The sequence below is a fragment of the Photobacterium sp. GB-210 genome (genome assembly GCF_003026075.1).
Lineage (GTDB): Bacteria > Pseudomonadota > Gammaproteobacteria > Enterobacterales > Vibrionaceae > Photobacterium.
Window position 1 is genome coordinate 597,585 of record NZ_PYNU01000002.1, and the last position, 24,787, is coordinate 622,371.

Below are 24,787 nucleotides of genomic sequence, written 5' to 3' on the forward strand. Positions count from 1 at the left end.
AGCCGATCTCATGATCGGCTTTTTTGTTGCTGTTAACTGATACTGAAAAGCTAAAGTAATCAGTGGAACGGATACCAAAATAAGCTGGTGGATTCAACGCGGTGGAAAATACCAAAACCAAGTATTGCTACAATAATTGCTAAAGCAATGACATCATTTTTAGTCATTGGTTTTAAGCTATACCAAGTACGTTTTTTATTACGTCCAAAACCACGTAAAGTCATTGCATTGGAAATGACATCTGCACGATCTAAGCTTGAAAAAATTAATGGACCAAGAATCTTTGCGACATTACGGATACGTGTCATCACTGGTGCATTTTTTGAAATATCCACCCCACGTGCTTGTTGAGCATGCATAATATTAGTGAAGTCTTTCATCACTTCTGGCAGATAACGTAAGGTTAAGCTAACAGCGTAAGCAACACGATAAGGTACCCCCAGTTTGTTTAAACTTGCTGAAAACTCTGTCGGATGAGTGGTGAACACAAACACCAATGCGATCGGGAACATGCTGAAATATTTTAGTGTCACTGTTAACAAGTAAAACAATGTTTCAAGCGTAATATCGTAATGACCAAAGAGATGGATCAGAACGGTTTTACTGTGCATATAATCGGTGCCTTGCTGCGGTGCAATCAAGAACATAAATAATGCGTTCATCAGTAAAACGACAGCTGTACCCATGAGTAACGGTTTGTAAACCTTAAAAGGTATCTGGGTTTCTTTAAGTAAGAACAGACCTAAAATAATCAATCCACAAATAACACGTAGATCGAACGTCAATAATACCATGGTAACCCAAGCCATAAAGAGAATGAGTTTAGTAATACCGTTTAGCGAGTGTAGCCATGAATGGGTATTAATATAACTAATACCAAATTTGAATTTATTGGTTTTCATGATTATTTCGTTTTTGCTTCGTGCTCAATAAAACAACGGATGAAGTTGTCGATACGTGTAATGCCCATAGCCTCAGCTAAAGTGTAAAGGCTTGTCACTGTTAAGTTAGCTTTATCAAGTAGGGTTGGCTGGCTAAATATACGGTAGACACTGTCATCTGCTAGCAATTGGCTGTCAGCAATAACAATGGCGCGCTGTGTGTATTCCAGTACTAAATGCATATCATGCGAGATAATAATGATGGTAATACCAAGCTTTTCATTAAGCTCTTTAATGAATGCCATCATTGCGGTGTAGTGGTGGTAGTCTTGTCCTGCTGTTGGCTCGTCAAGGATCAACAGTTCAGGCTCTAACACAAGCATAGTCGCAATAGTTACACGTTTCTTTTGGCCAAAACTCAGTGCATCAATCGGCCATTCACGGTAACGACCTAAGCCACAGAGCTCAAGCATGTGATTAACTTTGTCTTTTACTGTATTTTCGTCAACACCACGGTTACGAAGCCCAGATGCGACTTCATCGAAAATCATGTGGTGTGAAATCATATGATTGGGGTTTTGTAATACCACGCCAATTTTATGGCTGCGTTCAAAGATAGAACAACTGGCGAGATCATTACCGTTTAACGAAATAGTACCGCTATCTTGCTCCAATACTCCCATGATTAAACGGGTGATGGTTGACTTGCCCGAACCATTTTTTCCCATAATAGAGACAAATTCACCTTTATGGACATTAAAGCTAACATCATTAAGGGTGTTTTTTACGCCATCATAGGAGTAAGACAAGTTTTTCACGCTCAATAATACTTCGCTAAGCTCAGGCTTTTGTACTGGCGCCACCTGATGAAACCATTGCTCTAGTTGTGGCTTAAATTTATCTAGCGAAAGGGTAGAGAAATAAGCGGGGTGATCGTCTTTTGAAAGTGTACAACCCGCCGCTTTAATAGCAGAAATATATAAAGGTTCACGTATACCGTGCTGCTCAAGCACCGTACTTGCTAATAATTCGTCAGGCGTCATATCTGCAACAATTTCACCACGATTCATCATAATGATGCGATCAACGGGACGATGGAGCACATCCTCTAAACGGTGTTCAATGATAATCACTGTTTTGCCTGTATCTTTATGCAGCTTATCAATGATCTCTATTGCGGCTTTACCTGTTTTGGGATCAAGGCTTGCTAAAGGTTCATCAAATAACAGGATATCAACATCATCAACCATCACACCGGCTAAAGATACACGCTGTTTTTGACCTCCACTTAAATCAAATGGAGAGTGGTCAATAATCGCGTTCAAATCAATCATGTCAGCCGTTGCTTGCACAATATCGTGCATCTCTTTTTGTGGGATCATTTGATTTTCGAGCGCAAAAGCAATGTCTTCGCCGACACTTAACCCTACAAACTGACCATCAGTATCTTGCAATACTGTACCAACCATACTTGTACAGTAGTCGAGGCCCATTTTTTGAGTATCTTGCTGATTAATAGTGAGTGTACCTGAACAATCACCTTTGATTGCATATGGAATGAGACCATTAAGACATTGTCCCAATGTTGATTTACCACTACCACTAGGGCCAACAATCACGACTTTCTCACCAGCGTTAATGGTGAGATTGATATTTTTTAATGTTGGCTTTTCAAGTGCCCAATATTTAAATGAAAAATCAGTAAATTGAATAGCCATGCTTAATATGCCTCTTTGAGGTTGTAGCTTTGCTGTTTACGTTTAGCAACAGATGTCAAAATAAAGTGTCCGACAACGGCAATTAACGTTGTGTTACCTGCCGCAATAATGACAAGTTGCGCTAAGACTTTGGCAAAAGGTTCGGCATAGAGAATTGAGTCTAAAAAGGCAGAGCAGCCATAACCAATCACATTACCTAAGAATGCGAGTACTACAAATAGAGTGAAATCAAGTTTAGAAAAAAGGCCTTTTTCCAAGCGTTCGCGGGTGAGTTTAGGATATAAGCCAATGATCATACCAACGATTCCAGAGCCTAAAACCCAAGTGAACCAAACTCCCCATCCGGCAAACAGATCTGTTACCCAGTGGCCGATAAAACCAACAAGAAAGCCAACTAATGGGCCAAATAGAACAGCGAATAGTGCCAGTACAGCCATAGCTGGCTTTAAAGTTGTGTTTGCAAAAACAGGAATACCAAACATAGGTAACCCCCCAATGCCGTAAAGTGCAGCACCGATAGCAATCAGAACAACCGTTTTGGCTGAAAGACTCATAACTAAACCTTGTAAACTCTTGATAATTATTCAACGAATATTGAACAACACATATAAAAACTGGATTCGCGTATGCTTTATGGTTAAGTAAATGTCACCGGTTCAGCAGCCATGCCAAAGTTGGTGATAATCAATAGCAAGTTATGCTAAATGTTGTCACTCAACGCGAATAATCCATTATAAAACAAGAGCGGTGTCGGCCTAATTTCTGAGTTCGAGATATCGAAAAAAGAGTAGAACCAAAAGCGGCGCACATAATACTCTATTAAGTAAGCGATGGGAATGCTTTACATCTAGACGTCTAAAGAATGAACGACTTTATTTAAATAAATATTCAAAACTAAAATTTAGTCAGTATTTGCTGTTATTTTATTCAATGTTTCAATACGTTATAGAGTAGATAAAACGCGATTTTTACAATGTGTTCGTTGTTTGTATAGGTTATGGATCTTGATGTAAAAACTGGAGTCATAGAGATTTAAGAGGTTGATGTACATTCGTTATTGGTGTTTTTTTGCGCTTATTTTTCTATTCGAGTTAAAAAAAATCACATAATCAATTACACTCAATGGAGTGGAGAGAGCAAAAGTCATTTCGAAATTAGCATTAGTTCTAAATTTTATAAATCATAAATGATGTAACAAACTGTTATTTGATTGATAATTATAACTAATTGGAAATATTATATTTTCCGCTTTATTTTTTTTTCCAAATAGGAAATAATCAATGTGCACACTTTATTTTGAAGCGTGTAATAAAACAACTTATTGTCAAGCTTTAACTTAATACTAAACTTTGCTCTGATACACAGAATCAGCAATTGGCGAAGTGTTAAGTTAAGGTAGAATTATGTAGTAGCTATCCTGCCATTCTGGCTGGGTGCAGAGCCAAATCATTGGAGATACAGCTTGATTAATGTATTCCTTGTAGATGATCACGAACTGGTTCGCACAGGGATTAGACGTCTTCTTGAAGATGTCCGTGGTATTAAAGTGGTAGGAGAAGCCATCAGTGGTGAGGAAGCCGTAAAATGGTGCCGTAGCAATCATGCCGACATTATTCTTATGGATATGAATATGCCTGGTATTGGTGGACTTGAAGCAACCCGTAAGATTTTACGATTCAATCCCGATGTAAAAATTATTGTTTTAACAATTCATACCGAAAACCCATTTCCAACAAAAGTCATGCAAGCCGGTGCTGCGGGCTACTTAACGAAGGGAGCGGGACCTGATGAAATGGTTAATGCGATAAGAATGGTAAATAGTGGCCAGCGTTACATTTCACCTGAAATTGCGCAGCAGATGGCGTTAAGCCAATTTGCTTCAAATTCTGAGAATCCTTTTAAAGAGCTTTCTGAGCGCGAACTTCAGATAATGATGATGATAACGAAAGGACAAAAGGTAACAGATATTTCGGAGCAATTAAATTTGAGTCCGAAAACCGTTAATAGCTATCGCTATCGTTTGTTTAACAAACTGGATATTAGTGGTGATGTTGAATTAACGCATCTTGCCATTCGACATGGAATGCTTGATACAGAGACGTTATAGTGTCAGATGTTCCAAACGAAAAAAGTTTTGATCCTCAAGCTTTTCTGAAAACAGTAACACACCAGCCAGGCGTCTATCGTATGTATGACGCTACTGGTGTGGTTATTTATGTCGGTAAAGCAAAAGATTTAAAAAAACGTCTCTCTAGTTATTTTCGAACTAATGTTGCGGGTGAAAAAACACGTGCTTTAGTTAAAAATATCTGCAATGTGGATGTGACGGTAACCCATACTGAAACTGAAGCACTTATCCTTGAACATAACTATATCAAGCAGTATTTACCTAAATATAATGTATTACTGCGTGATGATAAGTCTTATCCTTATATTCTTCTAAGTGCAAGCAAGCATCCGCGCTTGTCGATTCACCGTGGTGTTAAGCGTCGCAAAGGTGAATACTTTGGCCCATATCCTGATGCAGGTGCAGTACGCGAAAGCTTGCATCTTATGCAAAGAATCTTTCCGGTTCGTCAGTGTGAAGACTCAGTATATGCTAATCGAAGTCGTCCATGTTTGATGTATCAAATTGGGCGTTGCTCTGGGCCATGTGTCGAAGGGTTGATCAGCGATGATGACTATCAACAGCAAGTGCAATTGGTACGATTATTTTTACAGGGTAAAGATCGCCAAGTGATTAGCATTATGGTTGAGAAAATGGAGCAAGCAAGCCAAGCGTTAGAGTTTGAGCAAGCGGCACGATATCGCGATCAAATCCAAGCACTAAGGCGTATTCAAGAGCAGCAGTTTGTAAGCCAAGACAATGAAGATGATATTGATGTCATTGGTATTGCGCACAGTAATGGGCTTGCATGTATCCATGGTTTATATATTCGTCAAGGTAAGATCTTAGGTAGTCGCAGTTATTTTCCTAAAGTGCCAATTGATGCAACGTTAACAGAAATTCTCTCAGGGTTTGTTACTCAATACTATTTCAACCAAGTTGAAGGTCGAGTGATCCCGAGTGTCATTTTATTAAGTGAAACACTGGGAGAAGAAGGTGAAACTATTGCTAAAGCGTTAACGGAAATGGCTGGGCGTACTATCATTTTTAAATACAATCCACGAGGAACTCGTGCTCAGTATTTAAAATTGGCAAAGACGAATGCAGAAACCGCACTGACAAGCAAAATTAATCACCGTTTAACGATACAAGAGCGTTTCTTTGCTCTGCAACAAGCTTTAAACTTAAAGCCGATTTCACGTATGGAATGTTTTGATATTAGCCATACTATGGGTGAAAAAACGGTTGCCTCATGTGTTGTATTCAATCAGGAAGGGCCATTAAAGCAAGAGTATCGTCGTTATAATATAACGGGTATTACGGGTGGTGATGATTACGCAGCAATGGCACAAGTTTTGGAGCGTCGTTACAGCAAAAATATGGAATTAGATAAAATTCCAGACATAATTTTCATAGATGGCGGTAGAGGTCAGTTATCAACAGCGTATGATGTAGTGAAGCCGTATATTGCTGATTGGCCAAAACGACCTTTGTTTGTCGGTGTGGCAAAAGGTACGACACGTAAGCCTGGTTTAGAAACGCTCATCTTTGTTACAGGCGAAGAGTTTTCTATGCCAAGTGATTCACCAGCGTTGCATTTGATCCAGCATATTCGTGATGAAAGCCATAACCATGCTATTAGTGGTCACCGCGCCCAACGTGCAAAAGTTCGTAAGCGTAGTAGCCTTGAAGATGTAGAAGGTATTGGGCCTAAACGACGTCAAGCGTTGCTCAAATATATGGGTGGTATGCAAGAACTGAAGAAAGCAAGTAAAGAAGAAATTGCTAAAGTACCTGGTATTAGTCCTGCTTTAGCAGAAAAAATAGTCGATGCATTGCAACATAATTAGTTCGCTGCACTTTTTTGGTTTAATTTACTGATAAATTCGCACCTAAGCAGACTTTGGAGTAGGCTAGGGAAGTAGATTGAACTCTGATTTTGAACATAAGAATAATATTATGCGTTTATCAATACCTAACATCTTAAGTTTCGTTCGGCTCATGCTTATCCCATTTTTTGTTATTGCCTTTTATGTGCCGTACGAGTGGTCTGCTTTTGCAACAGCGTTAATTTTTTGGGTTGCGGGTGTCACCGATTGGTTCGATGGCTACCTTGCTCGTAAATTAAATCAAACAACTCGGTTTGGTGCTTTTATTGATCCTGTTGCTGATAAACTCATGGTAGCAACGGCCTTAGTACTCGTGGTTGAGCATTATCATTCAGTATGGGTTACGATCCCTGCTGTCACTATGATTGGTCGTGAGATTATTATTTCAGCATTACGCGAATGGATGGCAGAAATTGGTAAACGTGCAAGTGTTGCCGTTTCTTGGGTAGGGAAAGTGAAGACTGCCTCTCAGATGTTTGCTCTATTATTGTTGTTATGGCATCCGCATGAATACGTTGTATGGTTAGGTTATGTATCTTTGTATGTTGCAATGGTATTAACGTACTGGTCAATGGTGCAATATTTAAAAGCAGCCAAAGGTGATTTGCTTAACGCAGAAAATCACTAGTAAGTCCTATTTTTGAAAAAGGCCTGATTAATCAGGCCTTTTTTATATCTCGAGTATTTGTTAATACACCCTCTCTTAGTTATATTGAGTGAAAATTAAACGATTAAGGATGAGGGATCAGCGCAGTGGAATATGCTCAAGAATACTCAAAGAAAGAAAAAGCGGTTCGGATCTTGGCTGGAGTATTCGTTGGGAGCGTCATTTACTTTCTTCATACAATCTGGCTGATACCTATTATTAACGATGTTTATCTCGTCCACATTGCTTTGAATGGTTGGGGTTTAATCTCGCTGATTATTTTTGGTATTTAGTGATGGTTGGTGTGCCACTATTTGCTTTTACGATGAGTTGGATATTGATACCGCGAGCTATCGCTGGAATTCGTGAAGGGCGCTTTCCACCTAAAGCCGTAAAAGTCTATCGACCAACGAAAGTAAAAACAGGATTTTTGGCTGGGTTAGTATCAGCTATGCACTTATCAATTCCCTTCTTACTTTTATTACTTGCTGCTTGGGGGTATCTACAAGCTCCTCATTTTCCTACTTTTGATAAGCAAGCGTTAGATCCTAACCTGTGTATAAAAGATAATGCTCATTAATGTTCAACATGCAGATTTATCACTCTTTCTTGTTGAAATTATATAATCTGCATGTTGATTTCTTGTCTTAATGGCAAGCTAATCTTCATCGTTACTATTAATAATGGTGACAGGACCATAATAATGATGGTGGTGGTGAGTGGTATAATGGTGGTGATGTGTACCTTTATGTGCAGCTCCTGTTCCACCGTGAATATGATGTCCATGAGAGGGTTCATGGCCGCGATATTCTTCATGATCTTTATTATGTTTATGCTCTACATCATCATCGTAACGGTGTTCCATTTTTTCATGCGTTGAACTTTTAGTTTTTTGAGTAGCCATAAATGCCTCTGTTATCAGTAGATTTCGTTTATTAGTCTAGTTCATAACTTTAAAAACGTCGGTACATTTGCTGCTTATATAAGTGTTAAATATTTTTCATATGCTCATAGCATCTCGGCGTTTAATGTCTTTGTGACCATCTTCTGACACACCGTTTTTCCAATAACTGCTAATGTAAATGAACTCTCTTTCAACGTTTTTTTCATTACGAAAATATTGTCGTAGTTCACGCATGGTATCGAATTCACAGGCTGACCAAACAGAAACCTTGCCATCTTTCCAAGGTAATGATGTGACAGTATCTGCTAGCGATTCAGAGGCTGTTATCCATATCACTTTAATATCTTCAGGCTTAGATAATTCCTGTATATCCTCTTTATCAATAACTTGAATAACGGCGTATCCCTTCGCATCTATTGGTAGCCTTTGTATTTTTGTCGTTAATGATGGTAGTGCAGTCATATCGGCAACCATAAAAAACCAATCTGCATCAGGATTGAGGTCTTTTATTTCCCCCGGGCCTAATAGACTAATTTTATCACCTAATGATGCTTGCTTCGCCCATTTAGCCGCATAGCTGTGATCGCCTTGATCTGTATTATGACGAACAAAATCGACTTCAATACTATTTTGTTCCGGAATATATTTTCTAATCGTATAGGTACGCATCACTGGTCGTTGCCCTTTCGGCACAAGACTAATATCAGTACTGCCATTTTCAGCAAAAAGTAATTTTATGTAGTTTCCTGCACTATTCTTAGAAAATGCTGATAAGCACTCTCCTTGTAAGGTGATTCGTTGCATATTGGTTGTGATAGTTTTGCTGTGTATTACTTTTACTTCGTTATTCATGTTTCACCAATTGAGAATGGTTTTTATTTATATTAACAAGGCTCTGTGCAATAAGATATTTTATTTACTATTTTTTACGTAGATGGATAACAGTAATTATTTGAACGAATATCTATATTTATTCCCTGTAAGTGACAGATATAATAAATAAAAACATTGTTCGATATTGGGTGGTTTATGTTTAAAAATAAAACAGTGCTAGTACTAGCTGGCGCACAAGGAATTGGTAAGGCATGTAGTAAGTTATTGGCCTCTCAAGGTGCCAATGTCTATGTTGCTGATTGGAATATTGATGAGGCAACAGCGACGGCTAATGAAATTACCAAAAATAACGGTAAAGCAACGGGGATGTTTTTTAATGCGTACGATAATGATTCTTACGCGCCGTTGATTGATTCTATTCTTGAAAAAGAAGGAAAGATTGATGTGCTGGTTAACAACTTTGGCGGTGTAGATTTACGTAAAGATCGTGACTTAGCCCATACTGAAGTGGTTGATTGGGAAAAGAATATGCTTGCTAATATAAATAGCGTATTTATTCCATCAAAAGCAGTTATTCCAACGATGGTTAAACATGGTGGTGGTAGCATTGTAAACATCTCATCACTGTCTTCTTTAAGTGCTGAAATGTCGAGCATCTCTTACGGCACGGCTAAAAATGCCATTAACCATATGACACGTCAAATCGCGATTCAATACGCGAGTTTTGGTATTCGTTGTAATGCAGTACTACCAGGAATGATTGCGACAGATGCTGTGAAAAATAATTTAAACCAAGAGTTTATTGATAATTTCTTAGCAACGCAGCCCATTAAACGTATGGGGGAGCCTGAAGATATTGCTAATGCGGTGAGTTTCTTAGCAAGTGATCTGGCAGGTTTTATTACAGGTGTTTGTTTGCCGGTTACGGGTGGTATGAATATCGCGCCAGCACGCTATTACTTTGATGCAGATAAAGTGAGCTTCTAAGTTTTACTTATTAGTTCATCACGTTAATTTTCTATAATGACCAAACGGCTCAATGTGCAGCCGTTTTTTTATAACTATTCGTGTATAACTAGAAAAGGGTAGTGATCAACAAATTAAGGAGTGATGATGATCCCGATTGATTCTTCGATTGTAGCGGGCGTTGCGTTATCAGAAATTGATGGCGTGATGAAAATGCTACTCATGAAGCGCGTGAAAGGTGGATATTGGTGCCATGTTGGTGGGTCTATCGAAGGTAATGAAACGGGTTGGCAAGCTATTGTCCGTGAGTTTAAAGAAGAGACCAAAATTGAAGTGGTAGATCTTTATAACGCTCAGTATTTGCAGCAGTTTTTTGAAGCCAACGTTAATGTGCTACAAATTATTCCGGTTTTTGTGGTGATGTGCCCTCCAAATCAAGCCGTAACACTTAATCACGAACATACAGATTATCAATGGTGCACACTAGAAGAAGCAAAAGCACTAACGCCATTTCCCAATCAGCACCGTGTTTTTGATCATGTATGGGCCTATTTTGTTGATAAGCCGATTGAATCTCTTTTTAAAGTAGATATTAAGCAGAACATTCCAGATTATTGAGGAAATTGAAAATATGGGAAAAGTGATATTAAAAGGATTTATTGTCGTTCCTGAAGAAGAACTTAATCTTGTTAGCAAAGCACTTGAGAAGCACGTCGAATTAACGAAGCAAGAATCTGGTTGTTTAGTGTTTAATGTTTATCAACGTTCACATTCTCCTTGTTATTTTGATGTTTATGAAGAGTTTTCTAGTAATACTGCGTTCGAACATCACCAAAGGCGAGTCAAAGCATCTGAATGGGGGAGAGTCACTTCAAATGTTGAACGCCATTATGAGGTGTGGCAAACCGAGAACGAATAGAAAAGGATAATTCAATGGAGTTTTTGCTTCCCTATAAAATGACAATTTGGGTTATTGGCTCTTTGGGATTGTTGTTACTATTGCAATTAGTCGTATTAGATATTGCTATTCTTAGTCAAAAGCATATCCCCGGTTTTACTATTGAAGCTAACCATGAACATTTTTTATTTCGTGCTAATAGAGCATTAGCTAATAGCAATGAAAGCCTTGGGATCTTTATTGTATTCGTTCTGTTTGCATTATTTTCTCAGCCCATTGCTCACTGGATTAATGGCTTCGCTGTGGTTTATTTATTCGGACGAATAGGGCATATGTTGTGTTATTACTTTAATTTAAAAGTATTACGCAGTATTTTTTTCGCGGTGAGTTTACTGGGGCTTATTGGACTATTTGTTACTGCAGTTATGGCTTGGCTGTAAATTGAGTTATTTTGATTGTAAAAATGCTCGTCACAAACGCATTAACAAAGGCACTAGTAATAAACTTTAGTGCCTTTTTATTTGATTGTGTTAGCTTACCTTACGGTTTACTTGATATTGATAAACTTTTGGATAGCTTTGTGTTTCTATCTCTTGTTTTGCTTTAAACCAATTTAAGCGATGAGTGAGGGTCGTAACACTGCCTATCACAATAAGAGCTGGGCTTTCTGCCTCTTTGGCTAATATCTCTAAGTGTGCTAAATCACCAGTATGTACTTGTTGTTGTGAACTGGTACCACGTTCAATGATAGCAATAGGTGTTGCCAGCGACATGCCATACGCACTGAGTTTATGGCGAATAACATGGCTCTGGTTTAACCCCATATAAAAGACTAAAGTGTGGTTAGCGCAAGCCAGTGATGACCAGTCAATTTGATCTTTACCTTCTTTTAAATGTCCGGTAATAAATTGAACACTTTGTGCATGATCGCGATGGGTTAATGGAATACCAGAATAAGCCGCACAACCGGATGCTGCTGTAATACCAGGTACCACTTCAAAGGGAATATTAAACGGCAATAAGGCTTCTAGTTCTTCGCCACCTCGACCAAAAATAAACGGGTCACCGCCTTTAAGTCTAACCACTAATTTTCCGCTGAGTGCCTGCGTTACCAGAATTTGGTTTATGTCACCTTGTGGTACACAGTGATTACCCGCTTCTTTTCCCACAAAAAGGCGTTCGCAATGTTGAGGGAATAGTTCAACAATGTCGTTAGACACAAGACGATCATAGACAATGACATCAGCCTGTTGAATACAACGTAATGCTTTTACTGTTAACAAATCAGGGTCACCCGGTCCAGCACCAACAAGTATTACTTTACCGATAGTAGCAGAAGGTTTTTCTTCTAAGGTTAGCAGTGAAAACACAGTTTCATTTGTTGTCATTCTATTTGCTCCAGGCTGATTTTTATTTTATTTCGTCAATTAAGCTGTTTGTTTCTGTTGTTCAACTTGCTTTGCAGAGCCTAAATGTGGACGTTCGCTACGTGGTGTGATGAACCAGTAGCCTAAGCCCATAAATACAACACCTGAAATTGTATTACCTAGCGTTACCCAGAATAAGTTATGACCAATTCCCGCTAGAGTGAATGCTTCCTTATGTTGACCAAACCATGAAAGAGCAAAGATGGTCATGTTAGCAATAGAGTGCTCATATCCTGATGCGATGAAGGCCAGTAAGCACCACCAAATGGCAATAAATTTAGCTGAGCCTTCAACACGCTGGCACATCCAAATGGCTAAACACACAAGCCAGTTACATAAAATACCTTTAAATAAAAGTACCGATGCTGAAGCGTCTGTTTTTGCAAGAGCGACGTTATTTAATAAGCTATTTGCATCAGGTAATAGTTTTCCGCCACCTGCGTAGAAAAACAGTAACGCGACGCTAACTGAGCCCAGTAAGTTTCCCATCCATGTTTGTGGTAAAACGCGAAGTGTATCAGCGACAGTGATTTGGCCTGTTTTAACACCAAAAGTTAAAAACATAGTGTGTCCGGTAAATAACTCAGAGCCCGCAATAATTACGAGGGTAAGAGCAATACCAAAGGTCGCTCCCATAACAAGTGGGCGAATAGAGGGATCAACCATATTGCCTAAAGTGAAAATCAGAATGATGCCAAGACCAACATAAGCCCCCGCCATGGCTGAGCTTAACCAAAACCCGAATTTTTCCTTATCTGCAAATTCAACGATACGTGCGGCATTGGCTGAACATTTTTTAATTGTGTCTGCGTACATAGTTTTGTCCCTGTATAAAATTAAACTCTTTGGCATAAATAAGTTCGGTACTGGGCTTGTTACTTATGCCAAAAAGTGGGAAGTAGCACTGAGGCTAGTTCCCATTCTTATCGTTACAGTTGGACTAACACATTGCCGTCTTTGACTGTGACTTTGTAGCTTTCAATGTTCATTGCAGAATTTTCTAAGCAACGACCGTCAAGCAGTGAAAAGCGTTGTTTTTTTAATGGGCTAGCGACCCATAATTCATCTTGGTGCTGGCAAATAAGCCCGCGAGATAACACATTGGACTTTGAAAACGGATCCATATTATTTATCGCAAACAGTTGTTCGCTATGATCGGGACGAAAGATGGCAACTTGCTTGTCTTCAATAAGGGCGCACACGCCAGTACCAGGGATTAAATCGTCTAATTGGCATGCAGTGATCCAAGAACTCATACATTCTCCTCCAATGAAATGGTGTAAGTGTTGGCTTTTTCTTCGTTAGATGCAGGACGATGTTGGTCACGGCTAGGTACAAACACGACATTATCATCACGCTTATCGCTGTTAATAAAGTGACTAAAGCGTTTTAGTTGCTGTTCGTTATCTAACGTATTTGACCATTCACAATGGTAAGAGCTAATCAGCTTTTCAATATCAGCTTCAAGTTGATCGTTAATACCCAGTTTGTCGTTAATGATCACTTCACGAAGGTATTCAACACCACCATCAAGGCTTTCTAACCATGTTGATGTTCGCTGAAGTTTGTCAGCTGTACGTACGTAGAACATGAGGTAGCGGTCAACATATTTGATTAAGGTGTCGTGGTCGAGATCGGCTGCCAGTAAATCACCGTGGCGAGGTTTCATACCACCGTTACCACCAACATACATATTCCAGCCAGCATCTGTTGCAATAAGACCTAAGTCTTTGCCCTGTGCTTCAGCACATTCGCGGGTACAACCTGATACACCAAACTTCATTTTGTGAGGAGTACGAATACCTTTGTAGCGGTTTTCTAGTTCAACACCTAAGCCGACACTGTCTTGTACACCAAAGCGGCACCATGTGCTTCCGACACAGGTTTTGGCCATACGTAGCGCTTTGGCATAGGCTTGGCCTGTTTCAAATCCAGCTTCAATTAAACGTTGCCAAATGGCTGGTAAATCATCTTTTTGTGCACCAAATAAACCGATACGTTGTGCACCTGTGATTTTGGTATATAAATTATAATCATTAGCGACTTGTGCAACGGCGAGTAATCCAGCAGGTGTTACTTCACCACCTGCCATACGAGGGATCACTGAATAAGTGCCATCTTTTTGCATGTTGCCAAGGAAAATGTCGTTGGTATCTTGCAGTGGGGTATTTTGAGGCGTTAGTACATAATCATTCCAGCAAGAAGCCAAAATAGAGCCAACGGTTGGCTTACAGGTTTCACAGCCGTAACCTTTACCGTATTTCGATAGAAGTTCATCAAATGACTTGATCTCTTCAATACGGATCAAGTGGAATAACTCTTGGCGAGAATAAGCGAAGTGTTCACATAGGTGATTATTCACTTCAATACCGGCTTTTGCGAGTTCGCTGTTTAGCACTTGCGTGATAAGAGGTAAACAACCGCCACAGCCTGTACCCGCTTTGGTAACGGCTTTGATTTCGCCTAATGTCGTATGTCCTTCAGCAACCGCTGCTGCAATCTTACCTTTAGTCACATCAAAACATGAACACATCACGGCGCTTTCTGGTAGGGATTCCACGCCCATGGCTGGTTTTGCTGCACCCGCATGAGCAGGTAAGATTAAACTGTCAGGGTTTTCTGGTAGCTCAATATTATTTAGCGATAACTGCAAAAGGTTACCGTAATCTGATGTATCACCAACAAGTACGGCTCCTAGAAGATATTTCCCATCTTCAGAAACAATAATGCGCTTATACACTTCTTCTTGTTCGTTTAAATAAACATAGCTTTTACAGTTTTTAGTACGGCCATTAGCATCTCCAATACTGCCAACTTTTACTCCGAGTAGCTTCAATTTGGCGCTCATGTCAGCACCTTCAAATTGCTGCTTTTCTCCTAATAAGTGACCAACCGCGATTTGTGCCATTTTGTAACCTGGCGCCACTAAACCAAAGAACATGTTATTCCAAGAAGCACATTCACCGATGGCGTAAACATCGGCATCTGATGTTTGGCAAACGTTATTAATGGCAATACCACCACGTTGACCTGTTGTTAGTCCACATTGTGTAGCTAATTTATCTTGTGGGCGAATGCCGGTAGAGAACACGATGAAATCAACTTCAAGAGAAGTGCCATCTGCAAATTGCAGGGTATTACGTGCATTTTCACCGGAAGGGATGATCTCTTGGGTATTTTTACCGGTGTGAACATTTACGCCGAGTTGTTCTATTTTGTTTCGTAGTTGTTGACCACCTTGAGGATCAAGTTGCTCAGCCATAAGGACATTAGCAAACTCAATAACATGAGTTTCAACGCCCAGTGCTTTTAGTGCGCCAGCGGCTTCTAAGCCAAGTAGACCGCCACCGATGACAACGCCACTTTTACTGCGTTTAGCGGTTAATTCAATCGCTTTAAGATCTTCGATCGTGCGGTATACAAAACAGTCTTTGTTTTCGCTACCTCTAATGGGTGGAACCCAAGGGTAAGATCCGGTTGCCATGATGAGTTTATCGTAGCGAAGTTCACGACCCGAATTAGAGAGAATAAGCTTTTGTTCACGGTTAATGTTAATGGCGCGTTCGCCGAGCAAAACATTGATTCCATGTTTTTCGTAAAGTCCTTGCTTAACAAGAGAAAGCTCATCAGCTGTATGGTGAGAGAAATAAGAAGATAAATGTACTCTGTCGTATGCGACACGGGGTTCTTCACAAAACACGGTTACTTCGTAGTTTTCGATATTCGATCTATCTATTAATTCTTCGATGTAACGGTGGCCGACCATACCGTTGCCGATAATTGCCAATTTAATTTTGCTCATAAAACCTACTTCACCATACCTTAAATTGGTTGTAGTGTATTAAGACAAAATGTGAAGAAATATGATTTAAATCAAGTGGTATTCTAAATACCACTTTAGTGGTACTCAAACAAAATCAATGCATTAGATTTGCAGTTCTATAACACGGCCTCCTCACTTCTTTTCGTTAGTATACTGTAAATGATTTTACCTTATTGAATTATAATGACATTTATATTTATTGGGCTTTTTAACTTGTAATGTTAAAGGTTGTTTTAGCTCTAGTAACAGTGGAATTATGGCTAAATTTTCGCGCGCGGCAATTTGTAAAAGTTTGTATCTTTTTATTTTTCAATATTGTTTTTTATTAATGGGTTGTGGTATTTTTGCCCAGTCTTAGCTTGAGTAAGATAATAACGTAGTTCATCTAGCAATTACGCAGTAGGTATTTATGCTTATCAGCATAAATAGAAGGGAATTTATACGATGTTCAGCTTTGTAATAGCTGACACATATTTAAGGGACCCAACAGTGGATCTATTATCACTTTCATTTCATTTTGGTTTTCATTTACCGAAATACCGTATTATTACGGAGCCTTGATCGTTCCTGATCAAAAATCACACTAAACATAGAGTTGCATATTACTGCAGGTGCTTATTGCTTCTGCATATTTGTATTTTGAGTGTGGTTTCATCTTTAAAAATCTTAACTCGGTATTTATATCGTTATTAATATGGTTTTTGCTTATCTTTTGTTACGTTTTTTGTGCAAAAGCTAAGTGATGACAGGAACGAAATATGTCTACACTTTTTAATTTTGGCGACACTGATCTATCAACAACAGTGCCTGTTGTTAATGGTTTATATGACTTAACGCTTGATGAATTGCTATTAAGCCAAGAGCATTATGAATCGGATGTACGTTCATACCCAAGACGTTTACCTTTAGCAATAGCGAAAGCAGCAGGAGTATTAGTTGAAGATACCCGTGGGCAATTATTTATTGATTGCTTAGCTGGGGCAGGAACACTAGCACTTGGCTATAATCACCCAGAAATTAATAAGTCAATTGTTGACCAATTAGAATCAGGTCTACCATATCAAACTCTCGATATCACAACGGTTGCTAAAGATAAATTCATTAAGCAATTGTTGAACTTCCTCCCCGAATCGTTTGCGAATAATGCTTGTGTACAATTTTGTGGCCCAACAGGGGCTGATGCGGTAGAAGCTGCGATTAAACTTGCCAAACAAACGACAGGTAGAAATACCCTGGCCGCTTTTCATGGTGCTTATCATGGAATGACCAATGGCACGATGGCGATGATGGGAAATTTAAACACTAAATCTCGCCGTCAAGGGTTAATGGCTGATGTACATTTCCTGCCATTCCCCTATTCATTACGTTGTCCGTATGGTTTGTCTGGCGATGAAGGCGCAAAACAAAGCTTACGTTATATCGAACGTATGCTGAGTGACGATGAAAGCGGCATTCAAAAACCTGCTGCCATTATTGTAGAGCCTGTACAAGGTGAGGGTGGGGTTATTCCTGCGCCTGCTTTTTGGCTGCGAGAATTACGTCGAATAACGCAAGAGCATGGCATTTTACTTATCTTTGATGAGATCCAATGTGGTATTGGTAAAACGGGTCACAATTTTGCGTTTGAAGAATCAGGGATCACACCCGATATTCTTTGTTTATCAAAAGCAGTAGGCGGTGGTTTACCCATGTCTGTCCTTGTTTTTAATAAAGAGATTGATAGTTGGAACCCTGGAGAGCATACCGGCACATTTCGTGGCAACCAGTTAGCGATGGCAACAGGGGCTAAAACGTTAGAAATAATTGAACGAGATGGTTTAGTTGAGCATGCTCAAAAAGCCGGTATGTATCTGCGTCGCGGTTTAGAAAAAGTGGCAGCACAAACTAGCTGTATTGCTGAAGTGCGCGGTAAAGGCTTAATGTTGGGCATCGAAATTGTCCAATCTGATGGTAGTAAGAATAAGTTTGGTGAGCCGATCGCCGATCCTGAGTTAACCGCTGCAATTCAACGCTCTGCATTAGAGCGCGGTTTGATTATTGAAAAAGGTGGGCGTCAAGGCTCGGTACTACGCTTTTTACCGCCTCTTATCATTAGCTTTGAACAACTTGATTTTGTGATTAATACGGTTAAAGAGGCTATTGAGGTCCATGTTGAACCGATTGAACAAGGATTGGTGTTAGAGTCGGATAATAAAGCTAATTGGAAAGAGTACTTTATTCAAACGGGTAAAGGCGGATCTGAGAGCTTTGAAACGGCACTGAATCAAACGACTCAAGTACTGAAAAAAGTCTTTGAACAAACCAATCAGCCTTATTCGGGGATGGATCCTCAATTATTAAAAACGCTAATTAATGGCATTGATTTAAATCAGCCACAATCCTCACTTGATGCCGTGATTGATCAAACAGGCGATCTTATCGCGAAGCACTCAATTATGGTGCAACATCCACACTGTATAGCGCATTTGCATACCCCGCCACTTATCCCTGCTATTGCAGCAGAAGCTTTTATTGCTGCATTGAATCAGTCAATGGATTCATGGGATCAGGCCAGTGCAGCAACGTTTGTTGAACAGAAAATTGTTGACTGGTTGTGCGATGTTTATCAATTAGGCCAACAAGCAGATGGTGTGTTTACCAGTGGGGGAACACAAAGCAATCTGATGGGATTATTGTTAGCACGTGATTGGGCGGCCGACACAATCTCTGGTCATAATATTCAGCAACAAGGTTTGCCATCATACGCGGATAAACTACGTATATTATGCTCGAAAAAATCCCATTTCACGGTGCAAAAATCAGCGTCGTTGATGGGGCTTGGTGAACAATCTGTAGTCTGTGTTGATACCAATCCTGATGGCACTATTCAATTAGCATCATTGATTACCACGATTGAAGAATTAAAAGCCGATGATCTTATTCCATTTGCCGTCGTTGGCACCGCAGGAACAACAGATCACGGTGCAATTGATGATCTTACCGGATTGGCAGATATTTCCGCTCGTCACAATCTTTGGTTCCATGTTGATGGCGCATACGGTGGCGCACTGATTTTAAGTCGTCATCAAAGTCGATTACATGGCATTGAAAAAGCGGATTCTTTAAGCGTTGATTTTCATAAGCTTTTCTTTCAACCGATTAGCTGTGGTGCAGTGTTAGTGAAAGATAAAGCGCACTTTAAATACCTGCTCCACCATGCTGATTATCTTAATCGTGAAGATGATTTACTGCCAAATTTAGTGGATAAATCAATAGCAACAACTAAGCGTTTTGATGCTTTAAAAGTGTTAATGACTATGCAAAGCGTTGGCGCTGATGCATTAGGTGAAATGTACGACCATCTTATTAATCAAACGCAGCATGTCGCCGATTTAGTTAATCAACAACCGCAATTTGAGTTATTGGCCGATCCTGCTTTATCTACCGTGCTTTTACGTTTTGTAGGTGAAGGAGCAAACGTAAGTGAGCAGCAGCTTAACCAATTGAATAAACAATTGCGTATAGATGCATTAGTACAAGGACAAGCTGTACTGGGTGAAACTGTTGTTGACGATAAAGTGGCATTGAAGTTCACAATTTTAAACCCGTGTTTAACTATTAACGATTTTAAAACCTTATTGAATAAAGTCTCTCAATTAGGTCAATCGCTATTGTCTTCAACTCAGTAAGACAACCACACAGATAAATGAATTTAAAAGGAAAGAAATAATGGCTATTTTACAAATTGGTGCTGGTGGTGTGGGCTGGGTTGTCGCACATAAAGCGGCGCAGAATAATGATGTATTGGGTGATATTACATTAGCTTCCCGTACAATCAGCAAATGTGAAAAGATCATTAGCTCGATTGATAAGAAAAGTAATCTAAAAGATCCGACAAAGACAATTCAAGCACGTGCCGTCAATGCAGACGATGTTGATGCATTAGTTGCTTTAATTGAAGACGTGAAACCTGATTTGGTTATTAATGCAGGGCCTCCGTGGGTAAATATGTCAATCATGGAAGCGTGCTATCAAGCGAAAGTTTCTTACCTCGATACATCTGTTGCTGTTGATTTATGCTCTGAAGGTCAGCAAGTGCCTCAAGCTTATGATTGGCAATGGGGTTACCGTGAGAAGTTCAAGCAAGCGGGGATCACTGGCATTTTAGGGGCAGGTTTTGATCCGGGTGTTGTTAGTGTGTTTGCAGCCTATGCCGTAAAGCATTTGTTTGATGAAATCGACACCATTGATGTCATGGATGTGAATGCAGGGGATCACGGTAAGAAATTTGCGACTAACTTTGATCCAGAAACCAATATGTTAGAAATTCAAGGTGACTCATTCTATTGGGAAAACGGTGAATGGAAACAAGTCGGTTGTCATAGCCGTATGCTTGAATTTGATTTCCCGTTAGTCGGTAAGCATAAAGTTTATTCCATGGCACATGATGAAGTGCGTTCAATGCAGGAATTTATTCCAGCGAAACGTATTGAATTTTGGATGGGCTTTGGTGATAAATATCTCAATTATTTCAATTGTATGCGTGATATTGGCTTATTAAGCCCAGATCCACTCACGCTGCATGATGGTACTGTTGTACAACCACTGCACGTTCTTAAAGCGTTATTACCGGATCCAACATCGCTTGCTCCTGGCTATACAGGAAAAACCTGTATCGGTACTTGGGTACAAGGAAAAAAAGAGGGCAAAGAGCGCAGTGTGTTTATCTACAACAACGCTGATCATGAAGTGGCGTATGAAGATGTAGAGCATCAAGCAATTTCATACACAACAGGTGTTCCTGCTATTACTGCCGCATTACAGTTCTTTAATGGTAAGTGGGCTGATAAAGGTGTGTTCAATATGGAGCAGCTCGACCCAGATCCATTTTTAGCAACAATGCCAACCATTGGTTTAGATTGGCATGTTCAAGAATTGCCTGTTGGTCAACCTGATATTCACATCTTGAAATAAGACACAGCTATTTAAGCGAGCTTGTATATAGAAGCAGGCTCGCTTTCTTACTTATATAAAAGAGAAAGCCGTATTGAAAACGCCATATTTCATGATTGATGAGCAGAAGCTGATCAACAATTTAGAACAAGCTAAAAAGTTAAAACAATTATCCGGAGTAAAACTCGTCCTTGCATTGAAATGTTTTTCCACGTGGGGCGTGTTTGATGTCATGAAGCCTTATCTTGATGGTACTACCAGCAGTGGGCCGTTTGAGGTTAGATTAGGTGCTGAAAAGTTTGGTGGTGAAACGCATGCTTATAGTGTGGGATATAGTCAAGAAGACGTAGAAGATGTTCTACAGTACTGTAATAAAATCATTTTCAACTCTGTTTCTCAATTGCAAGCTCATCGCCATTTGGCTGACGGTAAAGCGTCTGTTGGTCTACGTTTAAATCCGGGGATAAGTTGTGCAGGGCAAGATTTAGCTGATCCTGCTCGTCAATATTCGCGTCTAGGGGTGCAAGAAAACCTATTAACAGATGAACTGTTTGATGAACTCGATGGCGCGATGTTTCATATGAACTGTGAAAATAAAAGTGCAGATGCGTTTATTGCGTTATTAGACTCTATATCAGAACGTTTCGGGCGTTATCTTGAAAAACTTGATTGGGTGAGTTTAGGTGGCGGTGTTTTCTTTACTTGGCCGGATTACGAGCTAGAAAAGTTAGCTATTGCATTAAAAGCATTTTCAGAGCGTTTTAGTGTTCAGTTATATCTTGAGCCGGGTGAAGCTATTATTACCCAAACGACTGACTTAGTGGTGACTGTGGTTGATATTGTCGAGAACGGTATGAAAACTGCCATTGTAGACAGTGCGACAGAAGCACATCGGCTTGATACCTTAATTTATAATGAACCCGCAACAATCACAGAATCGTCAAAAGAGGGGAGCCATCAATACGTGATTGGCAGCTGTTCTTGTTTAGCAGGCGATCAATTCTGTGTTGCCAGTTTTGAACAGCCATTAACGATTGGACAGAAATTACATATTGCAGACAGCGCAGGTTATACCATGGTGAAATTAAATTGGTTTAATGGTTTGCGTATGCCAAGTATTTATTGCCGTCGCAGTAATGGCAGTATCGAAAAACTTAATGAATTTAGTTATGAGGATTTTGCTGCATCGTTATCGCGATCTGCAATCTTATAAGCAAACTAAATTCAAATAATAAGATTGTCTGGTTTTTGATCATTTATGGGCTGATTTATGGTTCGATGTTATGGAATTTAACCAGTTAAATAAAAAGTCATAATTTTTCGTTGACTGATTCTGTAAAATCAGTAAATTACACCACGTACCGCAGCGAGGTGACTCGTTGAGGGCAAAAAATTCTGGAGAAGATAACTTCTTTAGGAATTTTGCGGCGCGTTGGCAGAGTGGCTATGCAGCGGATTGCAAATCCGTGGACCTCGGTTCGACTCCGGGACGCGCCTCCATTCTCTTATGAGAATCTATGCGACACTAGCTCAGCTGGTAGAGCGCAACCTTGCCAAGGTTGAGGTCACGAGTTCGAACCTCGTGTGTCGCTCCAAATTAAAGATTATGGCGAAAGCGGTAATCACAGATGGTGTCTAACCATCGCAAGAAATTGCGTGCCCTGGTGGTGGAATTGGTAGACACAAGGGATTTAAAATCCCTCGGCGTTCGCGCTGTGCCGGTTCAAGTCCGGCCCGGGGCACCATCTAATTGAGAAGTAAAATGGCGCGTTGGCAGAGTGGCTATGCAGCGGATTGCAAATCCGTGGACCTCGGTTCGACTCCGGGACGCGCCTCCATTCTCTTATGAGAATCTATGCGACACTAGCTCAGCTGGTAGAGCGCAACCTTGCCAAGGTTGAGGTCACGAGTTCGAACCTCGTGTGTCGCTCCAAATTAAAGATTATGGCGAAAGCGGTAATCACAGATGGTGTCTAATCATCGCAAGAAATTGCGTGCCCTGGTGGTGGAATTGGTAGACACAAGGGATTTAAAATCCCTCGGCGTTCGCGCTGTGCCGGTTCAAGTCCGGCCCGGGGCACCATCTAATTGAGAAGTAAAAATGGCGCGTTGGCAGAGTGGCTATGCAGCGGATTGCAAATCCGTGGACCTCGGTTCGACTCCGGGACGCGCCTCCATTCTCTAAGAATTAAGCCCGAGTGGTGAAATTGGTATACACGACGGATTCAAAATCCGTTTCCTTCGGGAGTGACGGTTCAAGTCCGTCCTCGGGCACCAGTACAAACAATAAAGCCTCAGCTCACGCTGGGGCTTTGTTGTTTCTAGACTAATCAAAAACTTAGCCCTGTCTTTTTCTGGTTGCTTTCCTATTTTGTTTTAAACCGCCGTTATTACGCATACTTGTACTTAAAGCTTATTTGAGAGCATTGGTCACTAAAAGAAGGTAGTACAGTGAGTTGTTCACTGTACTACTCAGTTAATGTTATTTTGATTTATTTAAGATAACGTTGATAACACTATGTTCAGTCGGAACACCTAACCGAAAAGGAAAACCATAATGACCAGTGCCACGATGTACATATAATTTTGTGTTTTCCATTCCCCATAGCCCATGATCAGGGGATTTGGACAATAAACTGATCACCGTCGTTTTAAAACCGAGGCTCACTAACCCTATAAGCCCACCATGGGTATGACCACTTAAAAATAAATCTATAGAGTGGCTCTTTGTCGGAATATCTCGGATATGTGTTGGATCATGTAACATTGCAATACTTGCAATGACTTTGCTTTTATTAGGTAAGTTACCAATTGCTCTAAGAAGTTTTGACGCTCTATCTTTAAAATGAAAATCAAAACCAATAATTTGAACAGGGCCTAGACGAGTTCGTACTATCTGAGCCTCGTCAATTAATAAATGAATATTATTGTTAGCTAATGCTTCTTTTACTATTTCAGGCGCTTCGTAATCATGGTTACCCATACATGCAAATACTTTTCCACTATATTCTTTAAGTGGGCTCAGTGATTGTGACAGTACTTGTGTTGATCCTTTTGATTCCATGGTTAAAAAATCACCCGTTAACAAAATGAGATCCGGCTTTTTCGCTACTGCACTTTTGCAAATGCGCTCGAGCCTAGCAACAGACATATATGGACCTAAATGAGGATCTGTTAATTGTATAATATGTAGATTTTCATCACTATTTGAAGTCGGATTTGCTAAATCTAATCGACTCAAATCTGATGGCTGAGCCTTATTATTAAGGTCAATAAATATATTCTCTTCGTTTATGCGAAAATTTTGTAAGACACCTATCAGACCGAGTATATAGGGAACATATAAGAAGTCGGCACTTTTGAAAAAAAGTAACCATATTGCCCAAGGGAAGGCGATTATCGTTGATCCTAAAAACCATTGCCCAGGCCAATTAATTAATATTCTAACCCAAAAAGGTTGCATCTTTGGTCGTAGAAGAAGAAAGGTGTCTATAAATACTAAACTGCATAATAGTAATATAATGAAGGGAGGTATAACACTCACTAACGTACTAAATAAGCTAAGAAAAACTAAACTATAAAAAGTTAAAATAACGCCTCGAATAATGGCAAACGCTTTAGAACGAAATAACCAACTAATAACAAAGTTAAAGAGTAATAAAGATAATGTTATTGCTACAATATTATCCAAAATAAAGTTCAATGAGATAATCCTATTTATATAACAAATGAAAATATAATTATTTAGTATATTAGCGAAAG

At 39.8% G+C, this 24,787-nt stretch carries 21 protein-coding genes and 8 tRNA genes; 19 read left to right on the plus strand and 10 right to left on the minus strand.

Annotated elements, in window-relative coordinates; genetic code table 11:
• Positions 1 to 59 precede the first annotated feature (59 nt).
• The 3 genes from C9J38_RS06250 to C9J38_RS06260 are packed head-to-tail and all read right to left on the minus strand — an operon-like array spanning position 60 to position 3,153.
• Complete coding sequence (locus C9J38_RS06250; RefSeq protein WP_107206333.1) at positions 60 to 902, minus strand: energy-coupling factor transporter transmembrane protein EcfT; 843 nt, start codon at positions 900 to 902, stop codon at positions 60 to 62.
• Between the two features lie 2 nt (positions 903 to 904).
• Positions 905 to 2,599: an ABC transporter ATP-binding protein gene (locus C9J38_RS06255; RefSeq protein WP_107206334.1), complete on the minus strand. Its 1,695-nt coding sequence runs from the start codon at positions 2,597 to 2,599 to the stop codon at positions 905 to 907.
• Positions 2,600 to 2,601: 2 nt separating this feature from the next.
• Positions 2,602 to 3,153 carry an ECF-type riboflavin transporter substrate-binding protein gene (locus C9J38_RS06260; RefSeq protein ID WP_005368393.1) on the minus strand — a complete coding sequence of 184 codons (552 nt, stop codon included), beginning with the start codon at positions 3,151 to 3,153 and terminating at the stop codon, positions 2,602 to 2,604.
• A gap of 908 nt (positions 3,154 to 4,061) precedes the next feature.
• On the opposite strand from C9J38_RS06260, the gene uvrY reads away from it, so the two are divergent.
• From uvrY to C9J38_RS06285, 4 genes are all read left to right on the plus strand, one after another.
• On the plus strand, positions 4,062 to 4,706 hold the full coding sequence (uvrY, locus tag C9J38_RS06265) for a UvrY/SirA/GacA family response regulator transcription factor (protein ID WP_005368391.1): 645 nt from the start codon (positions 4,062 to 4,064) through the stop codon (positions 4,704 to 4,706).
• A complete protein-coding gene (gene uvrC, locus C9J38_RS06270) occupies positions 4,706 to 6,556 on the plus strand; it encodes an excinuclease ABC subunit UvrC (protein ID WP_107206335.1) in 1,851 nt (616 codons plus the stop codon). Before uvrY ends, uvrC begins: the two co-directional genes overlap by 1 nt.
• Positions 6,557 to 6,665: 109 nt before the next feature.
• Entirely contained in the window at positions 6,666 to 7,223 is a 558-nt protein-coding gene (gene pgsA, locus C9J38_RS06275; RefSeq protein WP_005368388.1) for a CDP-diacylglycerol--glycerol-3-phosphate 3-phosphatidyltransferase, read from the plus strand.
• A 274-nt stretch (positions 7,224 to 7,497) separates the two neighbouring features.
• Positions 7,498 to 7,821: a hypothetical protein gene (locus tag C9J38_RS06285; protein WP_146144058.1), complete on the plus strand. Its 324-nt coding sequence runs from the start codon at positions 7,498 to 7,500 to the stop codon at positions 7,819 to 7,821.
• A 78-nt stretch (positions 7,822 to 7,899) separates the two neighbouring features.
• Here C9J38_RS06285 and C9J38_RS06290 read toward each other — a convergent pair whose 3' ends face one another.
• Positions 7,900 to 8,145, minus strand: coding sequence for a hypothetical protein (locus C9J38_RS06290; protein WP_107206338.1), 246 nt, complete (start codon positions 8,143 to 8,145; stop codon positions 7,900 to 7,902).
• 96 nt (positions 8,146 to 8,241) lie between these two features.
• On the minus strand, positions 8,242 to 8,997 hold the full coding sequence (locus C9J38_RS06295; RefSeq protein ID WP_107206339.1) for a siderophore-interacting protein: 756 nt from the start codon (positions 8,995 to 8,997) through the stop codon (positions 8,242 to 8,244).
• Positions 8,998 to 9,174: 177 nt separating this feature from the next.
• On the opposite strand from C9J38_RS06295, the gene C9J38_RS06300 reads away from it, so the two are divergent.
• From C9J38_RS06300 to C9J38_RS06315, 4 genes are all read left to right on the plus strand, one after another.
• Positions 9,175 to 9,966, plus strand: a complete 792-nt coding sequence (locus C9J38_RS06300) for an SDR family NAD(P)-dependent oxidoreductase (protein WP_107206340.1) — start codon at positions 9,175 to 9,177, stop codon at positions 9,964 to 9,966.
• Between the two features lie 126 nt (positions 9,967 to 10,092).
• Entirely contained in the window at positions 10,093 to 10,563 is a 471-nt protein-coding gene (locus tag C9J38_RS06305; protein ID WP_105059989.1) for an NUDIX pyrophosphatase, read from the plus strand.
• 13 nt (positions 10,564 to 10,576) lie between these two features.
• On the plus strand, positions 10,577 to 10,864 hold the full coding sequence (locus C9J38_RS06310) for a putative quinol monooxygenase (protein WP_107206341.1): 288 nt from the start codon (positions 10,577 to 10,579) through the stop codon (positions 10,862 to 10,864).
• Between the two features lie 14 nt (positions 10,865 to 10,878).
• Positions 10,879 to 11,283 (plus strand): MAPEG family protein, encoded by a 405-nt coding sequence (locus C9J38_RS06315; protein ID WP_107206342.1) that lies wholly within the window; start codon positions 10,879 to 10,881, stop codon positions 11,281 to 11,283.
• A gap of 90 nt (positions 11,284 to 11,373) precedes the next feature.
• On the opposite strand, the gene cobA is transcribed toward C9J38_RS06315, so the two are convergent.
• The 4 genes from cobA to nirB form a co-directional block, all read right to left on the minus strand.
• Positions 11,374 to 12,231, minus strand: a complete 858-nt coding sequence (gene cobA / locus C9J38_RS06320; RefSeq protein ID WP_107206343.1) for a uroporphyrinogen-III C-methyltransferase — start codon at positions 12,229 to 12,231, stop codon at positions 11,374 to 11,376.
• Between the two features lie 39 nt (positions 12,232 to 12,270).
• Positions 12,271 to 13,086 carry a nitrite transporter NirC gene (gene nirC, locus C9J38_RS06325; RefSeq protein ID WP_107206344.1) on the minus strand — a complete coding sequence of 272 codons (816 nt, stop codon included), beginning with the start codon at positions 13,084 to 13,086 and terminating at the stop codon, positions 12,271 to 12,273.
• Positions 13,087 to 13,199: 113 nt separating this feature from the next.
• The gene (gene nirD / locus C9J38_RS06330; protein ID WP_107206345.1) at positions 13,200 to 13,526 is read right to left on the minus strand and encodes a nitrite reductase small subunit NirD; all 327 of its coding nucleotides are present in this window, start codon (positions 13,524 to 13,526) and stop codon (positions 13,200 to 13,202) included.
• Positions 13,523 to 16,072: a nitrite reductase large subunit NirB gene (nirB, locus tag C9J38_RS06335; protein WP_107206346.1), complete on the minus strand. Its 2,550-nt coding sequence runs from the start codon at positions 16,070 to 16,072 to the stop codon at positions 13,523 to 13,525. Before nirB ends, nirD begins: the two co-directional genes overlap by 4 nt.
• Before the next feature lie 779 nt (positions 16,073 to 16,851).
• Between nirB and C9J38_RS06340 the strand changes: the two genes are divergently transcribed.
• From C9J38_RS06340 to C9J38_RS06390, 11 genes are all read left to right on the plus strand, one after another.
• Positions 16,852 to 19,761, plus strand: coding sequence for a pyridoxal phosphate-dependent class III aminotransferase (locus C9J38_RS06340; RefSeq protein ID WP_107206347.1), 2,910 nt, complete (start codon positions 16,852 to 16,854; stop codon positions 19,759 to 19,761).
• A 40-nt stretch (positions 19,762 to 19,801) separates the two neighbouring features.
• Positions 19,802 to 21,046 carry a carboxynorspermidine synthase gene (locus tag C9J38_RS06345; RefSeq protein WP_107206348.1) on the plus strand — a complete coding sequence of 415 codons (1,245 nt, stop codon included), beginning with the start codon at positions 19,802 to 19,804 and terminating at the stop codon, positions 21,044 to 21,046.
• Positions 21,047 to 21,119: 73 nt separating this feature from the next.
• Positions 21,120 to 22,238 (plus strand): carboxynorspermidine decarboxylase, encoded by a 1,119-nt coding sequence (nspC, locus tag C9J38_RS06350; protein ID WP_255418308.1) that lies wholly within the window; start codon positions 21,120 to 21,122, stop codon positions 22,236 to 22,238.
• Positions 22,239 to 22,451: 213 nt separating this feature from the next.
• Positions 22,452 to 22,525, plus strand: a tRNA-Cys gene (locus C9J38_RS06355).
• Positions 22,526 to 22,544: 19 nt separating this feature from the next.
• Positions 22,545 to 22,620, plus strand: a tRNA-Gly gene (locus tag C9J38_RS06360).
• A 63-nt stretch (positions 22,621 to 22,683) separates the two neighbouring features.
• Positions 22,684 to 22,770 (plus strand) — tRNA-Leu (locus C9J38_RS06365).
• Positions 22,771 to 22,789: 19 nt separating this feature from the next.
• Positions 22,790 to 22,863: transfer RNA gene (locus C9J38_RS06370), tRNA-Cys, on the plus strand.
• 19 nt (positions 22,864 to 22,882) lie between these two features.
• Positions 22,883 to 22,958: transfer RNA gene (locus tag C9J38_RS06375), tRNA-Gly, on the plus strand.
• Between the two features lie 63 nt (positions 22,959 to 23,021).
• Positions 23,022 to 23,108: transfer RNA gene (locus tag C9J38_RS06380), tRNA-Leu, on the plus strand.
• Between the two features lie 20 nt (positions 23,109 to 23,128).
• A tRNA-Cys gene (locus C9J38_RS06385) sits at positions 23,129 to 23,202 on the plus strand.
• A 15-nt stretch (positions 23,203 to 23,217) separates the two neighbouring features.
• A tRNA-Leu gene (locus C9J38_RS06390) sits at positions 23,218 to 23,302 on the plus strand.
• A 205-nt stretch (positions 23,303 to 23,507) separates the two neighbouring features.
• Here C9J38_RS06390 and C9J38_RS06395 read toward each other — a convergent pair.
• Positions 23,508 to 24,728: a metallophosphoesterase gene (locus tag C9J38_RS06395; RefSeq protein WP_107206350.1), complete on the minus strand. Its 1,221-nt coding sequence runs from the start codon at positions 24,726 to 24,728 to the stop codon at positions 23,508 to 23,510.
• Positions 24,729 to 24,787 lie beyond the last annotated feature (59 nt).

Bases quoted from the DNA above. Each gene is read 5' to 3' on its own strand.
- C9J38_RS06250 (WP_107206333.1), bottom strand. From the start codon at position 902: ATGAAAACCAATAAATTCAAATTTGGTATTAGTTATATTAATACCCAT.
- C9J38_RS06255 (WP_107206334.1), bottom strand. From the start codon at position 2,599: ATGGCTATTCAATTTACTGATTTTTCATTTAAATATTGGGCACTTGAA.
- C9J38_RS06260 (WP_005368393.1), bottom strand. From the start codon at position 3,153: ATGAGTCTTTCAGCCAAAACGGTTGTTCTGATTGCTATCGGTGCTGCA.
- pgsA (WP_005368388.1), top strand. From the start codon at position 6,666: ATGCGTTTATCAATACCTAACATCTTAAGTTTCGTTCGGCTCATGCTT.
- C9J38_RS06290 (WP_107206338.1), bottom strand. From the start codon at position 8,145: ATGGCTACTCAAAAAACTAAAAGTTCAACGCATGAAAAAATGGAACAC.
- C9J38_RS06295 (WP_107206339.1), bottom strand. From the start codon at position 8,997: ATGAATAACGAAGTAAAAGTAATACACAGCAAAACTATCACAACCAAT.
- C9J38_RS06300 (WP_107206340.1), top strand. From the start codon at position 9,175: ATGTTTAAAAATAAAACAGTGCTAGTACTAGCTGGCGCACAAGGAATT.
- C9J38_RS06305 (WP_105059989.1), top strand. From the start codon at position 10,093: ATGATCCCGATTGATTCTTCGATTGTAGCGGGCGTTGCGTTATCAGAA.
- C9J38_RS06310 (WP_107206341.1), top strand. From the start codon at position 10,577: ATGGGAAAAGTGATATTAAAAGGATTTATTGTCGTTCCTGAAGAAGAA.
- C9J38_RS06315 (WP_107206342.1), top strand. From the start codon at position 10,879: ATGGAGTTTTTGCTTCCCTATAAAATGACAATTTGGGTTATTGGCTCT.
- cobA (WP_107206343.1), bottom strand. From the start codon at position 12,231: ATGACAACAAATGAAACTGTGTTTTCACTGCTAACCTTAGAAGAAAAA.
- nirC (WP_107206344.1), bottom strand. From the start codon at position 13,086: ATGTACGCAGACACAATTAAAAAATGTTCAGCCAATGCCGCACGTATC.
- nirD (WP_107206345.1), bottom strand. From the start codon at position 13,526: ATGAGTTCTTGGATCACTGCATGCCAATTAGACGATTTAATCCCTGGT.
- nirB (WP_107206346.1), bottom strand. From the start codon at position 16,072: ATGAGCAAAATTAAATTGGCAATTATCGGCAACGGTATGGTCGGCCAC.
- C9J38_RS06340 (WP_107206347.1), top strand. From the start codon at position 16,852: ATGTCTACACTTTTTAATTTTGGCGACACTGATCTATCAACAACAGTG.
- C9J38_RS06345 (WP_107206348.1), top strand. From the start codon at position 19,802: ATGGCTATTTTACAAATTGGTGCTGGTGGTGTGGGCTGGGTTGTCGCA.